We start from the raw sequence: 20,541 nt of genomic DNA, 5'->3' as shown, positions 1-20,541 counted from the left end.
AGCCCACTGGTTGTTGGCGCGATCTTGGGCAGAGTAGTTGTCGCGGCTATTTTCGTCTTTTCACTCATGTCGTTTCAGAAACGAAACTCGATCAGCGGCCCACGCCGGCCGCCCGATCCCGTCGGCGGTGCCGGCGCGGGCACCGGTTGCAGCCACGGCTCTGGTGTTGGTTTAATAATCCGGTGCAATTCTTGATCAGTGAGGCGCAGGCGAAGTTTCGAAAAGTGAAGCTGTAGAAAAGGTGCGAGGACTGCTCGGTGCGTGTCGAGAAACTGGAAGCGGCGCAGTGAACGTTGGCGCAAGAGCCCTGGAGTGTTTACATATGCCGCCACCGCTTCGGGCAAATCTTCTGACGGATGCGTCGTCATATAGAGCGTCATCGGCTGCTCGACCCAAGTAGGCTCGTTCCAATTGGCCTCGGTGATTTTGTACTTCGCCGGCGGTGTCTGCCCGCCTTCCAACGCTGTCTGCACCTCCGCCGCACCGGCATCGAAAAGCTCTGGTTTCGCGCCGCTCGTCCAACCTGCGGCGAGTCGATAGTCCCTCATAAACTGCGGGTCTGGCGCTGGGTTTTTTCCCTGAGGCGTCAGCGCAGTTTCCACCAAGCCATGTCCCAGTTCATGGGTAATGGCCCCTGTGACTCCTTGTGCTTCCGTCGAAGGATTCAGCTGCGCCCGTACGCCGTCGGTGCTTCGGCCCGCCGGAATAAGAAAATTGCCCGCTTGGTCTACCGCTGTTCGATAGATCGCCATACGGCCACCGCCAAAATCCGCCGCCACATTACGCTTGGGAGCCAGAGTGCCATCGGCCGCGAGCTCATAGTCCACGGGGAAAAATCCGATTTCAGTGACCTTGGGAACACCGCCGAAAGTGCGCGCAAAGCCGCTAAACGCCGCGACGATCCAATCATAGACTGCAGAGTCATCGCCGGGACTCCAGGCCTTCCAGGCAGCCTTAGTGAGCAAATCTCCGGGTCTCGCTCCCGCGCCAAAATAGTTCAGCCGCTCGCGCTGCTGCTCAAAAGTTGCGGTGAATATCTTCCGCACGCCGAAAAGACGCATCTCGTTTTCGAAATGGTCGCGCGTCATAGGACTGCGATAAATTCCGATGGGCGCATGCGAGATCGTGACATGCTGGCCGGACTCTGCCTGACGCGCCGCTCGCTCAGCCGGATGATCTTGCGGCACGATGCCGGCATAGGTACCGAGCGCCGGATCTTGCGCAACCACATGCGAAAGTTCATGCATCAGCAAACCCCTTCGATCTGCCTGCAGGGCTCCAGGAGCCGCATAGATATGATGCCCCACGGTCACCGCGCGCGCCCCCAAGCCGAGTGCGACCATGCCGCCGTCGCGATCATCGTGCACCCGCACATGAGCAAACGAATGGTTGAACCTTTGCTCGGCTTCACGACGCGTAGAAAACGGCAAGTCGGTTCCAAGCAATTGCTGATCGACTGACTTGCCTACCCCTGAACCGCGAGCGAATGACCAGCCAAACTTATCTGCACCACGGTCGACGGAAAAAGCCGTGGGATCCAGTGTCAATCGGCCGCTCTTCATTTCAGTAGTCCCTCGCCGACAGCGTGCCCGGTAGCCACACCAACTTGCCGTAGTTGGGCGCCGGCCGCGACACGGACATTGCCAAGGCGCAAGTTGGGGACCGAGCCGAACTCGGCCACACGCGCCGCCGCATCCGGTATCGAGAGCGCGCGACTGATTTCCTCCTGCAGCCCCTGTGCGATCGCGTGCCGGTCCTCATAACGAAACCCCTTCAACACAAGGCTGTCGATATTGACGACGATACGCCTCATACCCACCCCCTGGTCTCGGCATCCGACAGGGGCCGGTCCCGCTTGCCCGCCTCGCTCTGCGCCGCCTGCAGCAGATGTCCCATGCGCAGGGGCTGCCTGGCCTGCGCCGCGAGAAAGGCAGCGTTGAGGGCGATGTTTCGGATACTCCCGCCGGCCATGTGCAGCCGCGCGAGCTTGGCGTAATCCAGTCCTTCGACCGGTGCCGACGCGGGAAACATGGTGCGCCAAATGGCTTCCCGCTGCGCGGCATCGGGAAAGGGAAAATGGACCACGAAACGTAACCGCCGATGAAAGGCCTGGTCGAGCGACGCCTTCATATTGGTGGTCAGGATGGCCAACCCCCGATAGGCCTCCATGCGCTGGAGCAAATAGCTCACTTCGATATTGGCATAGCGATCGTGGCTGTCCTTCACTTCGCTCCGTTTGCCGAACAGGGCATCGGCTTCATCGAACAGCAGAATCGCCCCGCTTTCATCCGCCGCATCGAACAGGCGCCGCAAATTCCGTTCCGTCTCGCCGATATATTTACTGACGACGGCCGAGAGGTCGATGCGGTAGAGATCGAGATTCAACTCGTTGGCCAGCACTTCGGACGCCAGAGTCTTTCCGGTTCCGCTTTCACCTGCGAAGAGAGCCGTGATGCCGAGGCCCCTGGTGCCGTGGCTGCCGAACCCCCAGTCCTGGTATACCGTCAGCCGATGCCGTACCTGAGCCACCATGGCACGCAGGGTCGTCTGTTGCTGAGTTGACACGATCAGCGCCTCCCAATCGGCGGCCGGTTCGATCCGTTGCGCGAGGTCATCGAGTTTGGATCGGCCCGCCGTTTGGCACGCCCGCCAGAGCAGCCCTTCCGGTCGTTCGTTCCCTGCCAATCGTTTGCGCACCTGCGCACCCGTGGTCGCGATCGTCCCGGCACTCAAGCGAAACTGCCAGGAGACGCCGTCGAGGGAGCCATTGACCAACGCGGCATCCTGGCCGAGTGCCTGCTCCCACAAGGCCCGTTGCTCCACCGCCTGCGGCCGGTTGACGACGTATGAAACCGCTTGCCGCACGAGCGGCGGCAAGTCCGAGCCGATCACGAACACCAGGCCGCTGAGTTGATCGACGAACCCTCCCACCTGCTTCGGCACCTCATGTTCCGTGCATTCGACGATCAACGCCGCATGGAGCAGAAACGCTTCCCGCTGCCATAACACCCCCAGCGCCTCGATCTCCGGCGCGCCGGTCGGCACGAGTGCCGCCGGAAGTACATACAATTGCAGTCCCAGTTCCGATGCCACGGAGGCCGCGATATCACCCTGCCCTTGCAGATCGTCCCCCGTCAGAAGAACGAGACCGGACGAGGACCAGCTGCCTCCAATCGCGGACAGAATCGTAGCGGCAGTCTCTCGATGAGCGGCGGCCAGCAACTCACCGGTGTGTCTGACATGGAGGAGGGGCCGTAGCCGCGGATCGAGATAATTGACGCCGGCCAGGTAGTGCAACACGCGCTCGTCGATACGGAGACGCGCATTCGCCACTCCCATGCTCTCATCGAGTTCTACCAGCCGCCAGCGACGCAACGGACTGACCGGGGTCAACGCGCTCCAATGCGGCTCTTCAAGTGCGGCCAGAGCCAGGCCGAAGGTAACGGAGGGTCGATGGCCGGGAGCCAGCGCCTCGCCGCAGATGCGCGCGACCTCGGCATTCATCTCGACTCCTGCGCACAGCAACAGCACATCGCGCTCGAATCGACTCAGGCCGAACAGATTGGTCAGGACATCAATGGCCGCCGGGGCCGATCCCGCCGCGTCGATCTCGTCGATATTGGACCCGACGGCCTCCGCTTGCCCCCCACCCGTGAGTCTGTCCTTCAGGCGGTCGAACTCGCGGACCAAACACCGTTGGTTGGCCTGAACCCACGTGTCATATGCGACGCGAGCGCTCATGTGATCGTCACCCGATAATTGAAAAATACCGGCGGTTCGGCCGCACGATCGATCAATGGACTGTCGATCCCATCCACGCGTAACCGCGCCAAATGATCGCCGACGGGCGCCTGGTCGAGGATAAACGTCAAGGAGTTCGCCGGGCTGATCCACGCTTCAGGCACGACTTCGCGGCTTCCGAGTAAGAGTGCCACCGATTGTCCTGCTCGAACGTCCGGCGCACAGGCCAACGTAACCGTCGCGCTCCCGCCTCCGTCCCTGGGCACCGTCATGGGAAGCGCAGTCGTGATACTGGGGCCGATGATGAGCGCTAGCTGATTGCTGATCCGGGGCTCCGTCTCCGTCGGACGAACGAGTCGCACCGCGACTTGGTACACACCGATGGCCAACGACGGCGGCACGACCACCTGCAGTTGCGAGGCCGACTCCCCGGCCAAGGCCGCCACCTCCTGAACGATGTCGAATCGAGCATTCGAAAACACCACCGTGCGGGCCGTGCCGTTGAGGTGATGTCCGGTCAGTTCGACGGTTGCCCCCACCGTCGCGGCCGGTTGTCCGTCTATTGCCTGCGCCGTCTGAATGGTTGGAAACGGCGGTAGGAGGTCGGCCTGGACCACCACGCCCCGCTCGAGTTTCGTCACTGGATCCACCGGCCCGCGAGTGAGCACCGGCAAAGTGGGCTTGGTTGGTTTCGACGATTCGATCAACACGACCGTCGCCACATAGGCGGCGGTGGGTCGGTAATGGGACTGCACGGCCGTCCAGAGTTTGGACATTTCTTCGGTGCTCAGGGGATCCGGAACCAGCTTGATCTGTTCCACCTGATCGGCTAACCCGCATTCGGCCAGGGCCCGCAAGGCCGGCGGTAAATTGTTATCCACCCCAGGGGAAGGGTTCAGCGCGGTCGTAATGGCCTTTCGATCCAGCACCGGCGTCTCGTGCAGCAACTGCATGGCATAGCCGAGCAGAATTTCACTCCCCAATTCTTCGGCGCTATAGGCGCTGACCAGGTAATGGAGATCCAGCGCTAGTGGCGGGGTACTCAGCCGTTGCGTGCCCGATCCGTCGCGGGACGGTAACGCATGATTCCGCCAACCCGTATTGAATGTGACCTGATGGAGAAACAGATTCAGCTGGGTGTTTTCCGTGCCATTCGCGGGGACCACGCGATCCGGCGGAACCGCACTCACGGTCACGGTGCTGCCGAGCAACCCGCTCACATTGTGGTTGATCAGGCCGTCGTTCAGCAGATCGCGCAACACCGCGGTGACTCCGGCAATGGCCAACGCTGTGCTCATACCCGCCCCCCGTGGCGCCGAGCCAGGTAATCTTCCAACGACATCGCTGGGGGACGCCCAGGAGATTTTCGCTTGGGCGCTGGCGGCTCAGGTAGCGCGGTGACCTCGATGCGACCGATTGTCACATGCACGGGAGGCTCGGAAGACGGCACCCCTGCAGCATCGCCGCGCTGCCCCTGCTGTCCCGTTGCCATCAACGAAGACGGTGCGATGCCACGTGGCGTTGATGCCGTGTGTTGCGACTCGACCAATCGCGGCGGAGGCGTGATCGCTCGTGCGTGCCCGGCCGGTGTCTGACTGCGGCGTTCCTGCAGCCTTGCACCGTCGCGCGGGGATACGTCCGTCGGATGCCCGTCCGATTTCACGCTCTGACTGCGCAGGGGCACCGGCGGCTCCTTCGCCATGCCAACGCTTGGAACGGCCATCGACTTGACGATGGGCGATTCACCCGGCGGCTCCGACTCTCTCAACCCTGTTCCAAGCGATGTTGCAGGCGAAGCATTCACAGGCTCTTCGACGCGGCGCTGTGTATCGAGGGAGGCCGGCAATGGACGCATCGAGGTGATCGACTCCCGCGGCACGTCAGGCGATTGATGCGTCTCTCCAGACGAGGTTGCTGGTTCGATTGCCAGAAGGTCAGGCGTCGGCGAGTCCGGCCGGTCTCCCGCGGGGGCAAACATGGAACGGGTGCGCGGTTGAATCGTGGCGAGCGTTCCGCTCTGTCGTTGGACGAGCCTGGTGAGGAAATCACTCATGAGAGTGCCATCCCCACATAGAGGCTTCGCCGTTGATCGGTCATGCCGAGGATCTCGCCCTCCGTCCAGCCATAGACGCGCGCCAACAGATCGACCTCCTGCAACAACCGCCGGCTTCGCAGGTGGATCTCGTTCCAGAAAAAGTTCGCGATATCGAAGACCGTCTGCCACGCGTGCCCGCAGGCCGCGCACCTCAGATCGATGAGGATCTCGGCCAACGGATCGAGCTCGCTCAGTCGTGCCGCCAGGGCTACCTGCAACTCGTCTGTCCAATCAGGTTCGTCCACCGCTGCCGTTCCATTGCGTACACAACGCGAAAGAATGACACGGCGCGCCCGATCTACGTCCGGGGCGGCGACGGCGGCGGCAAGATCACGGCTGTTCGGACCGCGCAGGTCCCACGAGTAACCCGCCTGCTCCACCTTGTGCCAGGTCGAGTCCGTCGTCGAGGCCAATCTCAGCAACCCCTCGCAGGACAGTTCGAATTCGAGACCGTTGCCACAGACCGGACAGGCTGCATACCCTTCGATACAGTCGCCGAAGGTGCTGCTGCGGGCCGCCAACAAGCGCGCATCGCGCTTCCCCACCGTCCACTCACACAGGGTTTCGAACAGTTCGTCGGGACAGGCGTGCCGCAGCAGCAACAACGCCTGGTCGAGGGGATGCCGACCCGCCCCCTGCTCCCAGATGTCGATCACTGCCGCTGCGGAGAGTCCGGCGTGGAAACTGTGCGCCATCATCACGGCTCCGTAAAGGTCGGCTCCGACGGTTCTGTCACTTCGTAGTCGCGTTCCCAGCCTTCGTTTTCGAGCTTGAGCGTCTGGATCGCGACGGCGTTGGCATTCGCATCGAGATCCGGCTGGGCCTGATACTCCGAGACCCAACAACGGAACACCTTGTAGGCGATGGCCAACTGTCCGGACTCGTTATACAGTTCAATGATGAGGTCCTTCCGGAAGTCTTTGAGCGAGACTTCCGCACCCAACCCGGAGCCGAAATTCCAGACCTTGTTGGCCCACTGTTCGAAGGCCGTATCGTGCGTGACGCCCCGTTCGAGCGTAATCGCTTCATACTTGGTGCGGCCCGGCGATTTGCGACTGGTGCTGGGGTCGCCACCTTCGCGATGTTCGACCACCTCGGTGGAACGCTTCAGGGACCCGACCTTGCTGACGCCGGCAACGTAGCGCCCGTCCCATTTGACGCGAAACTTGAAATTCTTATAGGGATCGAATCGATGCGTGTTCACGGTAAACTGCGCCATGTTGTCTCCTTCTGTTAGGTCGCAATCTGGCCGGCCATCTGCTGGAACTTGATGATGACGAACTCAGCAGGTTTGAGCGGGGCGAATCCGACGACGATGTTGACAATGCCAAGATTGATATCGTTTTGTGTGGTCGTTTCCTTGTCGCACTTCACGAAGTAGGCGTCCCGCGGCGTGCTGCCTTGAAAGGCCCCCTGCCGAAACAAGTTGTGCATGAACGCGCCCAGGTTCAGCCTGATTTGCGCCCAGAGGGGCTCGTCGTTCGGCTCGAACACCACCCACTGCGTGCCGCGATAGAGACTTTCTTCGAGGAACAGGGCCAGGCGCCGGACCGGCACGTATTTGTATTCATCCGCCGCGGCATCGGCACCGCGCATCGTCCGGGAACCCCATACCACGCGACCGTGGACCGGGAACGTCCGAAGACAGTTGATGCCCAGCGGATTCAAAAGACCGTTCTCTGCGTCGGTCATATCGAGCTGCAGCCCGGCGACGCCGCCCAACGAGGCATCGAGCCCAGCCGGCGCCTTCCACACCCCGCGTTGACTGTCCGTCCTCGCCATCACACCGGCTATCACTCCACAGGGCACGAATGTCTCCACTTGTCCCCCCAGTTGTGAATCCGCCTGCTTGATCCGTGGGAAATAGATCGCCGCATTCCGCGCCATGTCGCCGTTCAGATTCATGCCTGCCACCCCTGCTGCGATAGTGCTCACCGCCCAAGCCGCCTTAGGGTCGACAATCAACAGGGCACGACGCTTGACGCAGTATCCGAGCGCCTCCTGATACACGTCATCCGGCACGTCTCCTCCGCGCGCATCGGGCAGGATGCAGAGCAGGTTGAAGAGATCGATCTTTTCCAACTGATAGAGTCCGGTTTTGCCGGATTGGCTTCCTTTGTAGGCCGCCCCATCGAGCGCTGCGCTATCGACGGCAATGTCCGCCGGAGCCGCATTCTTCGCGGGCGTCGATTTCGTTGTGGAAGTCCAGACGTCGGCATCCGCCAGACTGCCTGCATGCGCGGATGGTGATGAATTCGACGGCAAGACGATCGTCACGCGAACGAGGCTCGACTCAGCCGCAAGCACGCGATCGGCACGACGTGCGCTTTCTTTGGTCGTGAGATTCAGAAACGTTTCCGTGATCCCGGTGCTCCCGTCGCGCACAATCAAGTCAAACAGGTCGGCAGGTGCCACTCCGAGCCGGGTGGCAACGGCGATCAGATTCGCATCGGTCACAACTTTCTTCTCAACTCGCGCGCGGACCTGCATGCCCCACGCGCCTTCGGATGCGGCCTGTAACGTCAGGTTCGGCACCTCATAGGTCGCCTTCGCGGCACTCCCCACGACTGCCTTGTACAGCCGCACGACCACAGCCTGCCCGCCACCGTTCAGAAAGAAGTCACGCACGGCGTAGCTCAGGGTCATCTCGCGATGTAGTCCGCCGAAGATCCGCTCGTAATCCGAGAAACTCGTGATCGTCACAGGTTGATCGGCCGGGCCGCGCACGGCCTTGCCTAGAAACCCTGTGATCGACGTGGCGACTCCGGTGATGGTGCGCACCCCACTCGGCAGTTCCTCGATGTACACACCCGGATAGGTCGGTTGCACTGGCATGCTCATCCTCCTCGGCTTAGGACGTTCACCTGTCGTTTCCGTCCTGTGTCAGAAATGTTCGTATCTCCTCCAGGCGCGCATGATTCAGGCTGTAGATCGGCTGGCTCGATGTCTCGCGTTTCAAGACCCAGCCTTGCGCAACCAGCTTGTTCAGCGCCTCGACCGCGAGGCGCTCCGCACCATCATCCAGGCACGGTGCGGCAATCCACCAATTCAGCACTCCTTCCTGCGTGTCCTTCGCACCAGGGTGACGAACCAGGTAGTCGAGAATGCTGCGTTTGAACTCTGCATCCTGCTCTTCCATCCGGCTTGATCCCCGGAGCCCCGTTTCATCACGGCACTCTTGGGGGAAGCAGCAAAAGCAGTGCCACTCGGATGCATGCTCGGCATAGCGTTTTAAAGGGAATCCCACTAGTGGAATTGCAGGTGCGGCATTCCAGCCGCAGCAACATGGCGGTGCGAAATTTAAAACGGCCTTCAATATCAGGACGATGGCGAGTGCGGCACAACTGCCGCGCCGATGAGGAACTTACGCGCGGCCGTCGAAGGGGGTCTGAAAGGACGGGGGACAATCATGCGATGGACCGGTCGGATCGTTCTGAAACGCTTCTCGTTCGATCCCGTATTTTCGAAGCAGTCGTTGAAAACTGCGCCGCTCCTTGCCTGCCGCTTTGGCCGCATGCGTGACATTTCCTCGAAACGTCACCAGCGTTCTGACAAGGTAGGCCCGTTCGACATCCATGGTCGCGGAGGTTTTGGCCGCGCGCAGCGACCCATCCAGACAGAGCGGCTTGGGCGTCTCCCCCGCGCACTCGATATCCTGCGCGTGAATCGTCTCGCCCGCGCACATGACGACGGCCCGCTGGAGCGTACTCTCCAACTCCCGCACATTCCCCGGCCAGGCATACGCGATCAATTTCTGGATGGCATCTTCGGACAGTCGTCGCGGGCCCTGCCCGTCCGCTCTCCGGAAACGCTGGAGAAACCGATTGGCCAACAACGGAATGTCTTCCACGCGCTCCCGCAAAGGCGGCACCACCAGCGACAACACATTGAGCCGATGAAAGAGATCTTCGCGAAACTGCCGGTCCGTCACGGCCTGCCGGAGATCATGATTCGATGCCGCAATAATCCGCACATTCGCCAACTTCGTGCGTGAACAGCCCAGCGGGCGATACTCCCGGTATTGAACGAAACGCAGCAGTTTCGCCTGCGCATATGGATTGAGCGCATCGACCTCGTCAAGAAACAGCGTTCCTCCCTCGGCCTCAAGGACCAGCCCGCCCTGCTCGCCGGCCGCGCTCGTGTACGCGCCCTTCACATGCCCGAACAATTCATTTTCAAACAACTGATCGGGGAGCGCCGCACAATTGATGGGAATGAACGCATGGTCCTTCCGGGCGCTGGAATAGTGCAGCGCACGGGCAAACACTTCCTTCCCGGTCCCGGTTTCACCTTGCAGCAGCACCGTCGCATCCACATCGGCGAAGAGGGGAATCTTCTCAACCTGTGCCTGAAACACCGCGCTCTCCCCCACCAGCGAATCAATCCTCACGCGGTGAGACCGATCGATACCACACGGTTTCGATCGCTGCCCGGCTGCGAGGACCCGCCCGATTCGCAGGGCCAATTCGTCTCCGTCGACGGGGCACAAGACAAAATCATGCAACTCCGCCGGAATGTCGTTCAAGAGTTGTGGCCATCGGCCATACTCCGCGGCGAACAATCCGAGTATCGGCACGTCCGGCCAGCGACCGACTACATCAACAAGGCACTGCGCCAATGAACGATCTGAAAGTGGTGGGTGAAACAGCACGACGTGCGGGGAATATGAAACGGTGGCCGAAGGATCCGACACCCGGTAGAACTCTACGTATCCTCCAGGCAAGAGGCGTTGCAGAACGTTGACAATGTGAGGCTCATCGAACCAGGTACGATACTCATCGTCCGAAGTGACCAAGAGGATTCTGATACAGTCCTTCATCCGACTCACCCTTATGCTGTGAGAAGCTTTTCTGCGCGCCTGCCTGGGAACAACCGACAGGAATAAACCGCCTTTCTCAGTAAATGTGCACCATTCGTACCATCCAAGATGCGCTGCGCCCACCCGCTAGATCAGAACGAGACACCATCGACAAACTCCGCGCACGATCCATATTCTGAATAGCCCAACGTTGCGAGGACGAGTGGCTTCACTCGCAGATGGCCACGCTGCCGGCACCCGCCTGTATGTGATTCGATACAGTCCCTAATGATATTGGATACAGTTCATTGCGTAGACCCGCAACGTAGGCTCTTATAACACAGGACGCCGAACCTGGCCATGCGCCATCGCCATCGGTGGGGCACATCCTGGTTACTCCGTCCCAATCCACTGTCTGGCTCTTGGGAAACATCGCGCTCTTCACCAGGCCTCTCCGACGTCGACCGCCTCACACAACCACACGCGAGTTGATCCGAGTGCATCCTTGCTCAACGACATCGGCGTTGGTTCCCTCTCTGGCTCCCTCTGCTGTCGGCCATTGCTTCTTCCCGCCCTTCCTTGACTGGGTCGGAAGCGGAGCGCGAACGTCGCGCCAAGGTCATCCATGCCGAAGGTGAATTCGAAGCCTCGCGGCGCCTGGCCGATGCCGCCGAGGTGATCAGCCGAAACCCGGCAGCCCTGCAACTCCGTTACTTGCAAACCCTGGTGGAAATCGCGGCCGAGAAAAACTCGACCACCATCTTCCCTATCCCTATCGATACGATCGCCCCGTTCTTGAAGCAGTGGGGCAAGACGATCGAGCCATAACCAGACGAGAACACCCTGGACGTCTCGTCGTATACCCAGGTTGCTCACGAGCGACAGCATCACCGTCGCCGTAATACGTGTATTCCCCTCTGCTCCTCAAGGAAGCGCTTGCCTGATTTGTGCGGTTATGGGATAAGCGCAACCAGGTCGAGACGGTCATGGTGCGAACTACCGTCTCTCGTCCCTCGTGAATCGTCGCTCGTTTCGGAATCGCGCCACGTGGCGCTTCACGAGGGACGCACGATGAACTACATGACCACATGAATCAATGACGCTCGGTCTGACGAGCACAGTGGGAGCACATCATGGCGCAAAAAAAATCCGGTGCGGTAAGCTGGTCGACGGCAGACGGCTGGGACGTTCGTGCGACGGCTCAGACTCGTGGAGGGAGAAGAGCAGCGGGCGAGGTACCCGATCCCTTTCTGGAAAATCTCACGGCGACGAAACGCTGGCAGGTCGAACAAAGCCTCACCGCCACCCCCAAAACCAGACGAGGCGAGGCGGCTCCGGCTCCCCTCACGCTGGATGTCGAAGGTGGTCCCGACGATGCCTATATCGTGATGACCCGATACGCGTCCGGAGCCATCCGTTTCCATATGCCGACGGAACCGGCCCGGCGCGGCACAGGCCGAGGAGCAAAAAGGATCTATCGGTTTTCGATTCCGGTGCCGGCCGCGCCCATCCCCGACGCAGGCGGCCGACGCGGATTCATCAGTGCGGCGATCAAAGCTGTGGTCTTAAAGGTCGCCGGGAAGATCGCCGACTTCGCCCTCTCGAAACTCGCGCTCCTCTGGGAAACGGCCACCTGGAAACTGAAAAAACAACGGGAAGGGTGGTTGTCCTTGACCGCTGAAAGTCTCGGCGGAGAGGCAAGCCTGCCGGCCGCAGACTTGAAGACGTTGAGCGCGTCGGAGCGGAATCTCCTGTTTATCCACGGCACCTTTTCCAGCACCAAAGCGGCCTTCCGCTCGCTGGCACAAACGCAAGGCCGTAACGGCAGGACCTTCTTTGACGAACTGCAGGCGCTGTACGGCAATCGCATGTATGGATTTGATCACTTTACCCTGAGTCGCACGCCGCAAGACAACGTGCAGATGTTGCTCGAAGCCCTGCCCAATCGCCCGACCACCTTCGACGTAATCACCCATTCGCGCGGAGGGTTGGTGTTACGGCATCTCGTGGAGCGCCGGGAGTTGTTCGGCTCGCTGGCCGATCGGTTTGTGATCGGCCGTGCCGTGCTCGTCGCCAGCCCGAATGAAGGCACTCCCCTGGCGTCACCGGACCATGTCACCCAATACACGAACTGGCTCTCCAACGTCCTGGAACTCTTTCCCGTCAATCCCTTCACCACCGGCGTCGAATTTGTCAGCGAAGCCCTCTCCTGGATCGCGCGCCGCCTCGTGGGCGGGTTACCTGGCCTAGCCTCAATGGACAACAAGGGCGGCATCATCCAGGCCTTACAGGCTGCGCCCAACCCGCCGAGTCAGGCCTATTCCGCGCTGGTGGCGAACTTCGAACCTGACGCCGGCACGTTGCAGCGACTCCTCGACGCGGGCGCGGATCTCTTCTTTCCAACGGCAAACGATCTCGTTGTTCCCACCGAAGGCGGCTGGCGGGTGGATGCCGGAAGCGGCGGAGGGGTCACGATACCAGGTGATCGCATCGGATGCTTCGGGTTGGGAGGAAACCTGCCGCAACAGAAGGCGGTGAACCATATGAACTTCTTCGACGATCCCGGCACGGTAGACTTCTTAGTCCGCGCCCTCCGTGGAGAAGCTCAGCCCGCCGCGCCTGTCGACATCGACCATGACCTGCCGTCCGGCAAGCGACGGGGCGCCGTTCGCGTCGAAGCGCGTCTCACCCTCGCAGCCGGTGCTGCGCATGAGCAACCGGCGACCGCCTCCCCGGCCATAACTGCGGCTCCCGCCTTACGGGCCGTCTCGCCTATGGGATCGCTGCCCCCGAACGCCGAGCCTGACGACGTGTTCCAACTCGCCCTCATCGATCCGGACCCGAACGATTCGATTGCCACGCTCATCGCCACCTTCCGCAACGCGCGAGTGATGGAAACCGTGCACATCGGGACGGGCAACCAGGCGAGTAACACCCGCACCAAGCCGGACCACGCATCGACGCAGTGGCAGGACATCGATGCCATGCAACAACACATCCACGGCTACATCGACGGCGATCCCCGTTACCCTCAACTGCCCGGAGAGAAAGACCTCCAGAAATTCGGCGGCGCCCTGTTCAACGCGCTTTTTCCGGACCAGATTCGACGTCTGTACGATGCGGCACGGTCTGAACAGGTCACGCAACGGCTGAACCTGATCTTTACCTCCGACAATCATTGGCTGGCCAGACAGGCATGGGAATTCATCCACGATCCGGATCGCAAGACCTTCCTGGCGCTTGAGGAAGTGAATTTCACACGCAACGTGCTCACATCCATTCCAGCCGAACGTATACCGGCTCGAAGCGGCCCCATGCGCATCCTGGTCGTTGTCGCACAGCCGCTGGGATTGGCTGCCTTGTCCGTCGAGGAAGAGACAGACGTCATCCGGAGCGGATTCCGCCGGCTCCTCGATGCGAAACTGGCGGACGTGGAACTCCTGCTCGATGCCACACCTGAACTGCTACATCGCGCACTCGAAAGCGCCCCCGCCCCGTTCGACATCTTGCACTTCATCGGACATGGCGACTATCGGGAGCAGGACGACTGCGGGTATCTCATCTTCCAAAATGCCGACGGCGGCGTGCAGGAACTGGATTCCACCACGCTCCGGCAGATCGTGTGCCGACGCGGCATTCGTCTGGTGTGCCTGAACGCCTGCGAAACCGGACAGGGCGGGCGCGAAGACTTCAACCGAGGCGTGGCGCAGGCGTTGATCGCCGGCGGCGTCCCTGCCGTCGTCGCCAATCAATACCCGGTACTGGACGTGTCGGCCACATCTTTTTCCCGCCATTTCTATTGGGCGCTGGCCATGGGGCAGTCCATCGGCGATGCCGCACGTGAAGCGCGTGTGGCGGTCAACTACGCGATTTCCGGAGAGGCCATCGATTGGGCCGTACCGGTCGTCTTTGCACGCAACCCAGCTCAGCGCATTTGTGTACCGAGACCGGCAGCCGAGTATGATCGCACCAGGACCGCCTCGGTGCGGCAGCGCAGACGCGCCATGCAGGACCGGATCAAAATCGGCATGTGGAATGCGCATCGCATGATCCCCCACTTGCCTGAAATTTGCGATCACCTCACAGACGTGCAGAATGTCTATTCGTTTGAAACCGTCTCGTTCCCGGCGCCGATCGGCACCTGGCGACGTGAACAGGATGAGAACCAGGCCTACGTGGTCGCCGAAACCCTCTATGAGCGGCTGAAAAACAAACCCAAAGAACTGGGCTTGGATCGACTGGTGTGCATGATCAACTTCCCGCTCAAGAGCGGGAACAAAAAACATCTCTACTATTGGCCGCTTGAACCGGGAAAGAGCGAACGCCTCTCCATTGTGTCCACGTTCGACCTCCTCGATCAGTTGACCGGTGGGGAATTTACGGTCGAACGGATGATGGCGCACCTGGCGGCTGCCGTGGTGGCGGACCTCATTCCCCATCTCCCCGACGTAGGGCCGGCCGATTGTCCGTTTTTCTATAACAAGAAGCGCGACATCAGCTCAATTGCCGGCCGCCTGCGATTCTGCGCGGCTTGTCGGCGACAGTGCAAGAAACCGGAGGACCAGGATCGCCTCAGGATCGCCGAACAGCTCCTGGCGGCTTATCCGTGAGTGTCGGGGTTATCGTGCTGGCAGGTTGAACTGACGCACCGCTTTCGCAAGATCTTCCGGCGTGCCGATGTCGATATAGGTATCATGGGGGAACATCACGCTCTGTACCAACAGCCCTGCCTGTAGGGCGGCCTGCAAGACCACCCCCATGGCTAAATCCCCGCCCGGATCATGGGCGGTATTCGCTAATTGCGCCAAATTGCGGTGCGTCTCCTCCGCGCGCAGAAAGCGGTGGAGAAATTCCGAGAAAGCCGGTGTCCAAACCGCGCAGCACCAGCCGTAGGTCAACGTCGTCGCCGCCGGTTTCATCACGATGTTCCGCACGAGGCCGTCGGGATCGCACTCCACCATATCCCAGACCCGATGGTCGTACACCCGATGCAGTCCCAAGACCACATCCGCTCCGGTTCGCTCTTGCGTCGCGATTAACTGCCGATAGGCATCGTCGGGGCCAAAGAGAATATCGGGAAAGCCGAAGGCCACACGCTTCTGCTCCAAAAATGGATACGCGCGATCGATGGTATCCGGCGGTCCCAACGACCCGGCGATCACAATGTAGGCAAGCGACACGTCGACAAACCCGCCGTCTCGAAAGTAGTTCGGGATGTCCCATTTGCCGTCTCGAATCACCAGATAGGCCTTCGTGATTCCGGCGGCACTGAACTTCTCCAACAGGTAGTGAGCCGCAACTTTCGGCCTTGGTTTCCCGGTCTGCCGATCCAGCACGAAACCGACCGGATAGACCTCCTTGCTACAAGGAAAGGGCTGCAAGCGTTTCGCCAACCCGGCCGCGGGCACCAGACCGACCACTTCCTGTACGGCCGATGACGACGCGTCCGGCCGGTCGATCGCAGGCGTCATCACAGGGACTCCTTCCCGCCGACAGGCTGTTCTCCGGTAATTTCCTGATAGTAGGTTTCCAGCACAGCAGCGCGGGCCGGCTCAATCACGACCAATTGACGCTGGTCGAAGCTGTTGGCGCAATAGAGATAGACGAACAGCCCTGCACGCCCCCACTCCACATGCAACTGCCGCCCGTCCGGCTCGGTGCGGGTGACCTGGCTGGTCACGTGTTTCGCCGGGAGCGAGAGCCACGCCTGCTCCGCCGAACTCTGATGGTTTTCATAGAGCGGTTGGTCGTCTTGTGCCTGCATCGATCCCATAGCCGCAAGATCGAGCGGGGGCATGCCATCGGCCTCCGGTAACTCATCCCACGGCAATGCCCGCTCCGAGGGCACGACTCCCACCACATACAACGGACCATCGTCCGCGACTTCCTCCACGGAACGATACCGCACCGGCTCCGGCGGTGCGAGTAATCGAAAGCCGCGAGCGGCAAGCGCGCGCTGGAATGGAATGCGGCGGGCGAGTTGTCTCGTTTTTTCGAAGACTACCATGCGGCCACCGAGAGCCAACCCGGCACGAAGCCGATCCAGCCTCACGCCCACGCCGGTCCGCTGTTCGAATTCTCGCTGCGCCTGCGCATCTCCTGAGCGCGCGAACGTGCTCCAGTCTCGACTGGGCAGACCCGGCTCCTGCTCCGCCTGCAGCAACGTATGGGTCGCGACGATCAGGTCGAAAGACCCGGCGAGATCCTGTCGATCCAGATCCCGGCATTCGAAGCGCACATTGGTCAAACCCAGCTCCTGCGCCCGCTGTCGAGCAAGATCGATGGACGCCGGCGAGCGATCGATCCCGACAATGGTCGATGCCGGACAACGTGTTGCATAGAAGGTCGTCAGGATACCGATGCCGCAGCCCACATCAAGTATCGTCGAAGCATCACGGAGCTGACCGGCCACCCGTGCGCCGACCTCCAGATAATATTCGTACCGTTGACTATAGAGCGCAGGAACGGAGCGGGGTTGAGCGGTTAGATCGTAGAACGCGATTTCAGCAGCAGACCCCTCGGTGGCCTGCCGTTTAGCTTCGATATGCTGATGGAGTGTGGCGAGTTCTTGAAGGGAAAATACGTCCCGTTGCCAGGCGAAATAAGCTGCGTCGGATTCGACGTGCCGGAGCCCCCACCAGGCTAAGTGATCGTGAAGCTCACGGCTCGATTGAATGTTCAAGGCTCAATGCTCGGTGTTCTAGCGTGCGCGACTGAGAATCGAACATGGACAATTGAACGTCTCACATCCATTCGTATCAATGTCCGCGCACCGTCCGCGCACCCTGGTTCCCGCGTTACGGCCTCTTGAGCATGATCGCGTCTTCGTAGGCCAGCGGCACCGGATGCGGATGCCGGAGTTGACCGCTGCCGAAGACGACATACTTTTCGCACGTGAGCTGCGTCAGGCCGATCGGCCCTCGCGCATGATGACGCGTGGAACTCAGTCCCACATCGGCGCCCAGGCCAAGACTGTCCCCGGCATTCAGGCGCGACGAGGCGTTGACCAGGACCGAACCCGCATCGACCTCTTTGCTGAACCGCATCGCAGACGCATACGATTTCGTCACGATGACACAGGTGTGACTGGGACCGTGCTGCGCAATGTGGGTCAACGCGTCATCGAAGCTGGGCACCATTTTGATCGCCATGGTCGGCCCTTGAAACTGCCGGTTCCAATCTCCGTCCTCGGCCGGCTTGACGGCCTTATGCCCGGTCATGTGCATCTGGCCCATGAGCGCCACGGTCTTCGGACAACCAAGAACATCGATTTTGAACTCGTCGAGCAAGCGCAGGATCAGCGCCGACAACAGCGGCCTGGCAATACCCTGGTGCACCAGCAGCGTGTCCAGCGAATTGGCCGCCGAAGGTAGCTGCACTTTGGAATTCACCACGATATTTTGAGCCAACGGGATGTCGGCGTCACCATCGATGTACACATGCGTGATGCCGCCGTCGTGGCAGAGAATCGGCATCTTGGCCTGTTCCTGCACCACCTTGCGAAGCCCCGCGCCGCCGCGTGGAATAATGGCATCCAATGCTTTGCCGGACTTGATCAATTCCAGCGCGGCTTCCTTTTCAGGACGCTCGATGATCGTACAGGCGCCGAGGGGAACCCCCGCATCGGCGGCAGCCTTCGAGAGACAAGCGGCAATGGTCTGCTGCGTCAGCGTCCAATCCGGTGACCCGCGAAACACACAGACGTTGCCGGATTTCAGACAGAGTGCCAGTGCATCGATCGTTTCGAGCGGGGCCAGTTCAGACACAATCCCGATCACCCCGATCGGCACGCGCATCCGACTGACCTGGAGCCCGTTGGATTCCTCATGACGTCCCAGCACCTCACCGAGTGGATCCGGCAGGTCGGCGATCCGGTGCAGTCGGTCCACCATGGCTTTGACGTCATCGGCCGTCATACGAACCCGCGCCACCGCGTCCCGCACCCGCTCCCGGTTCTCATACCCTGTCATGGATTTCCCGACGGCATCCACATCCTTCTCGTTGGCGGCAAGAATGTCTTCCTCCGCCTCCGCAATCGCTGCCGCCATCCCCCGCAAGGCCTTATCTCTGGCCGGACCCGTCATGAGGGAAAATGGCCGCACCGTCTCACGGGCTGATTTCAGGACCTTATCGAGATACAGCTTAACGGGAACTTCAACCATGGTGTTCCTATCTTTCGACGTATGCCCCGAGGATTCGATGATGTTCTAACAGGATGCGGAACATTCCGCCGGCGGCGTTCACTTACGTGACGCGCGTTCTTCCGCATGTGGTGAACCTCATCGGCTCACCGTACGGCACGAGAGATCACCTGTTCATTCGCTGTGGCCTTGAGGGACAGCCTTGTGTGCGCATCCTGCGGGTGATTCTGCTGCCGAGACGGCGCACGAGTGGATCATCACGCAATGGGCAACATTCAAGTATGTTCGCAACCTGCTCAGCAGGCAACCGGTCGCCGAATGAGCAGACCAGAAAACGGTCACTGCATCGCGCCGGACTATACCATGCGATTTTTTTGTGAGTCAAAGACCGAAGGGGCTCTCAGACACCGTCTCCCTCGACCGGAGTGCCGGGAGGAACCTGACCGGCGTCCAGCCGTGTACGCTGCTGCCGCGCCAGCCACCGGCCAAGCCAGGCCCAAAGAAACATAAGCGGAAGCAGAGCCCAGGAAATCTGCGCCGTCGTTACGCCGAGCGCCTTGATGCCCGATACCAGCCAGCCGGTGGACGCATCCCCGGCGCGCGAGATCGCCGTGTCGATGAAGTTCTTCGCTTTGTATTTTTCTTCGCGGCTCACCACCGTGAAGAGGACTTCGCGGGCGGGTTTGGAGAGGGCATATTCCCCTACTCGACGCAGCACGGAGAAACTCACATACACGACGAGCCCCGGCCACAGGGCAATGCCAAGAAACCCAATCAGGCTCACGACCGGCAGGAAGAGCAACGGGGCCACTAGGCCGAACCGGGCCACCACGCGATTCGTGATGAACAGCTGCGTCAGCCAGGTGAGCACATTCGTGGCGAAATCGAGCGTCGAGAACAGGCGCGTTCTGGCCTCCGGCGTATCGAAATGTTCCGCCACCAACCGGACTTGTTCGAAGTAGAGGAAGGTCGCCGTCATGGTCAGGAAGGTGAGGTAGCCGCAGATGCCCAGCAGATACGGCGAGGCCCATACCAGTCGAACACCGGCCAGGAAACCGCCGCCCAACGGCTCCCCGCTGTTTTCCCGGTGAGACAGGGTCCGGCCGCGACTCCATCTCTCCAGCTTGTAAATACACCCGATGCAGGCCAGGAGAAAGAGCGCCGAGACCAGCATCAACACCGGAACCGGAAAGAGATACGTCAGTCCCGTCGTCAACAGGGGACCGACCAGGGCTCCGGTGCTTCCTCCAGCCGCGATCATGCCGAACAGCCGCGCACCTTGGGCCGGTGTAAACAGATCGGCCATGAAACTCCAGAACACCGACACCACAAACAAATTGAAGACCGAGAGCCACACGAAAAACCCGCGGGCCACCCACTCGATGTACTGCCGGCCGGTCATCAGCAGGTACAGGCAGACGAGATTGGAGATGAAGAACAGATAGACCGCGAGCAGCACTCGATAGCGGGAAAAGCGGGCCGACAACCAGCCGAACAGCGGGGTCACGGCCAGTAACGTCAGAAAGGTCCCGGTCATCATCCAGGGCAGATTGTGCACGCCGCCTTGGATCGCCATTTCATCTCGCACGGGCCGAAGAATGTAGTAGCCGCAGAGGAGGCAGAAAAAATACCCGAACGACCAGGCCAGCGGCCATATCTCCTGCGGCTCCGCCTGAACGAACCGGGCAACTGAACGGCGCAATCTCTCCATACGTCTCCGGAGTGAGCGACTAGCTCGGACTATTCATGAATCCCTGCTCCGGCGT

16 protein-coding genes are annotated in these 20,541 nt (G+C 60.8%); 2 read left to right on the top strand and 14 right to left on the bottom strand.

Annotated elements, in window-relative coordinates; all coding sequences use genetic code 11:
- Positions 1 to 74 precede the first annotated feature (74 nt).
- The 10 genes from V9G17_17020 to V9G17_16975 all read right to left on the bottom strand — a co-directional run bounded on the left by V9G17_17020 (position 75) and on the right by V9G17_16975 (position 10,655).
- Complete coding sequence (locus tag V9G17_17020) at positions 75 to 1,562, bottom strand: DUF4157 domain-containing protein (protein ID MEI2754296.1); 1,488 nt, start codon at positions 1,560 to 1,562, stop codon at positions 75 to 77.
- Positions 1,559 to 1,813, bottom strand: a complete 255-nt coding sequence (locus V9G17_17015) for a hypothetical protein (protein MEI2754295.1) — start codon at positions 1,811 to 1,813, stop codon at positions 1,559 to 1,561. Before V9G17_17015 ends, V9G17_17020 begins: the two co-directional genes overlap by 4 nt.
- On the bottom strand, positions 1,810 to 3,741 hold the full coding sequence (locus V9G17_17010; protein MEI2754294.1) for an ATP-binding protein: 1,932 nt from the start codon (positions 3,739 to 3,741) through the stop codon (positions 1,810 to 1,812). Before V9G17_17010 ends, V9G17_17015 begins: the two co-directional genes overlap by 4 nt.
- Positions 3,738 to 5,039, bottom strand: a complete 1,302-nt coding sequence (locus tag V9G17_17005) for a DUF4255 domain-containing protein (GenBank protein MEI2754293.1) — start codon at positions 5,037 to 5,039, stop codon at positions 3,738 to 3,740. Before V9G17_17005 ends, V9G17_17010 begins: the two co-directional genes overlap by 4 nt.
- Positions 5,036 to 5,794 carry a hypothetical protein gene (locus V9G17_17000; protein ID MEI2754292.1) on the bottom strand — a complete coding sequence of 253 codons (759 nt, stop codon included), beginning with the start codon at positions 5,792 to 5,794 and terminating at the stop codon, positions 5,036 to 5,038. Before V9G17_17000 ends, V9G17_17005 begins: the two co-directional genes overlap by 4 nt.
- Positions 5,791 to 6,534, bottom strand: a complete 744-nt coding sequence (locus V9G17_16995) for a hypothetical protein (GenBank protein ID MEI2754291.1) — start codon at positions 6,532 to 6,534, stop codon at positions 5,791 to 5,793. Before V9G17_16995 ends, V9G17_17000 begins: the two co-directional genes overlap by 4 nt.
- Entirely contained in the window at positions 6,534 to 7,055 is a 522-nt protein-coding gene (locus tag V9G17_16990) for a phage tail protein (GenBank protein MEI2754290.1), read from the bottom strand. Before V9G17_16990 ends, V9G17_16995 begins: the two co-directional genes overlap by 1 nt.
- A 14-nt stretch (positions 7,056 to 7,069) precedes the next feature.
- Positions 7,070 to 8,671 carry a phage tail sheath C-terminal domain-containing protein gene (locus V9G17_16985; protein ID MEI2754289.1) on the bottom strand — a complete coding sequence of 534 codons (1,602 nt, stop codon included), beginning with the start codon at positions 8,669 to 8,671 and terminating at the stop codon, positions 7,070 to 7,072.
- A gap of 25 nt (positions 8,672 to 8,696) precedes the next feature.
- Complete coding sequence (locus tag V9G17_16980; protein ID MEI2754288.1) at positions 8,697 to 8,975, bottom strand: hypothetical protein; 279 nt, start codon at positions 8,973 to 8,975, stop codon at positions 8,697 to 8,699.
- A gap of 225 nt (positions 8,976 to 9,200) precedes the next feature.
- Complete coding sequence (locus V9G17_16975) at positions 9,201 to 10,655, bottom strand: sigma-54 dependent transcriptional regulator (protein MEI2754287.1); 1,455 nt, start codon at positions 10,653 to 10,655, stop codon at positions 9,201 to 9,203.
- A gap of 558 nt (positions 10,656 to 11,213) precedes the next feature.
- On the opposite strand from V9G17_16975, the gene V9G17_16970 reads away from it, so the two are divergent.
- The gene (locus V9G17_16970) at positions 11,214 to 11,462 is read left to right on the top strand and encodes a hypothetical protein (GenBank protein ID MEI2754286.1); all 249 of its coding nucleotides are present in this window, start codon (positions 11,214 to 11,216) and stop codon (positions 11,460 to 11,462) included.
- A 305-nt stretch (positions 11,463 to 11,767) separates the two neighbouring features.
- Complete coding sequence (locus V9G17_16965; protein MEI2754285.1) at positions 11,768 to 15,244, top strand: CHAT domain-containing protein; 3,477 nt, start codon at positions 11,768 to 11,770, stop codon at positions 15,242 to 15,244.
- A 9-nt stretch (positions 15,245 to 15,253) separates the two neighbouring features.
- Here the strand turns inward: V9G17_16965 and V9G17_16960 are convergent, their stop codons facing one another.
- The 4 genes from V9G17_16960 to V9G17_16945 form a co-directional block, all read right to left on the bottom strand.
- Entirely contained in the window at positions 15,254 to 16,105 is an 852-nt protein-coding gene (locus V9G17_16960; protein ID MEI2754284.1) for a hypothetical protein, read from the bottom strand.
- Positions 16,105 to 17,316 (bottom strand): methyltransferase domain-containing protein, encoded by a 1,212-nt coding sequence (locus tag V9G17_16955; protein ID MEI2754283.1) that lies wholly within the window; start codon positions 17,314 to 17,316, stop codon positions 16,105 to 16,107. The genes V9G17_16960 and V9G17_16955 overlap by 1 nt, the downstream gene beginning before the upstream one ends.
- Before the next feature lie 115 nt (positions 17,317 to 17,431).
- The gene (locus tag V9G17_16950) at positions 17,432 to 18,796 is read right to left on the bottom strand and encodes a glutamate-5-semialdehyde dehydrogenase (protein ID MEI2754282.1); all 1,365 of its coding nucleotides are present in this window, start codon (positions 18,794 to 18,796) and stop codon (positions 17,432 to 17,434) included.
- 379 nt (positions 18,797 to 19,175) lie between these two features.
- A complete protein-coding gene (locus V9G17_16945; protein MEI2754281.1) occupies positions 19,176 to 20,486 on the bottom strand; it encodes an MFS transporter in 1,311 nt (436 codons plus the stop codon).
- Positions 20,487 to 20,541 lie beyond the last annotated feature (55 nt).

Origin of the sequence: Nitrospira sp., from assembly GCA_037045225.1 — a bacterium.
Taxonomy (GTDB): Bacteria; Nitrospirota; Nitrospiria; order Nitrospirales; family Nitrospiraceae; genus Nitrospira_A.
This window is presented reverse-complemented; position numbering and strand designations above follow the sequence as displayed.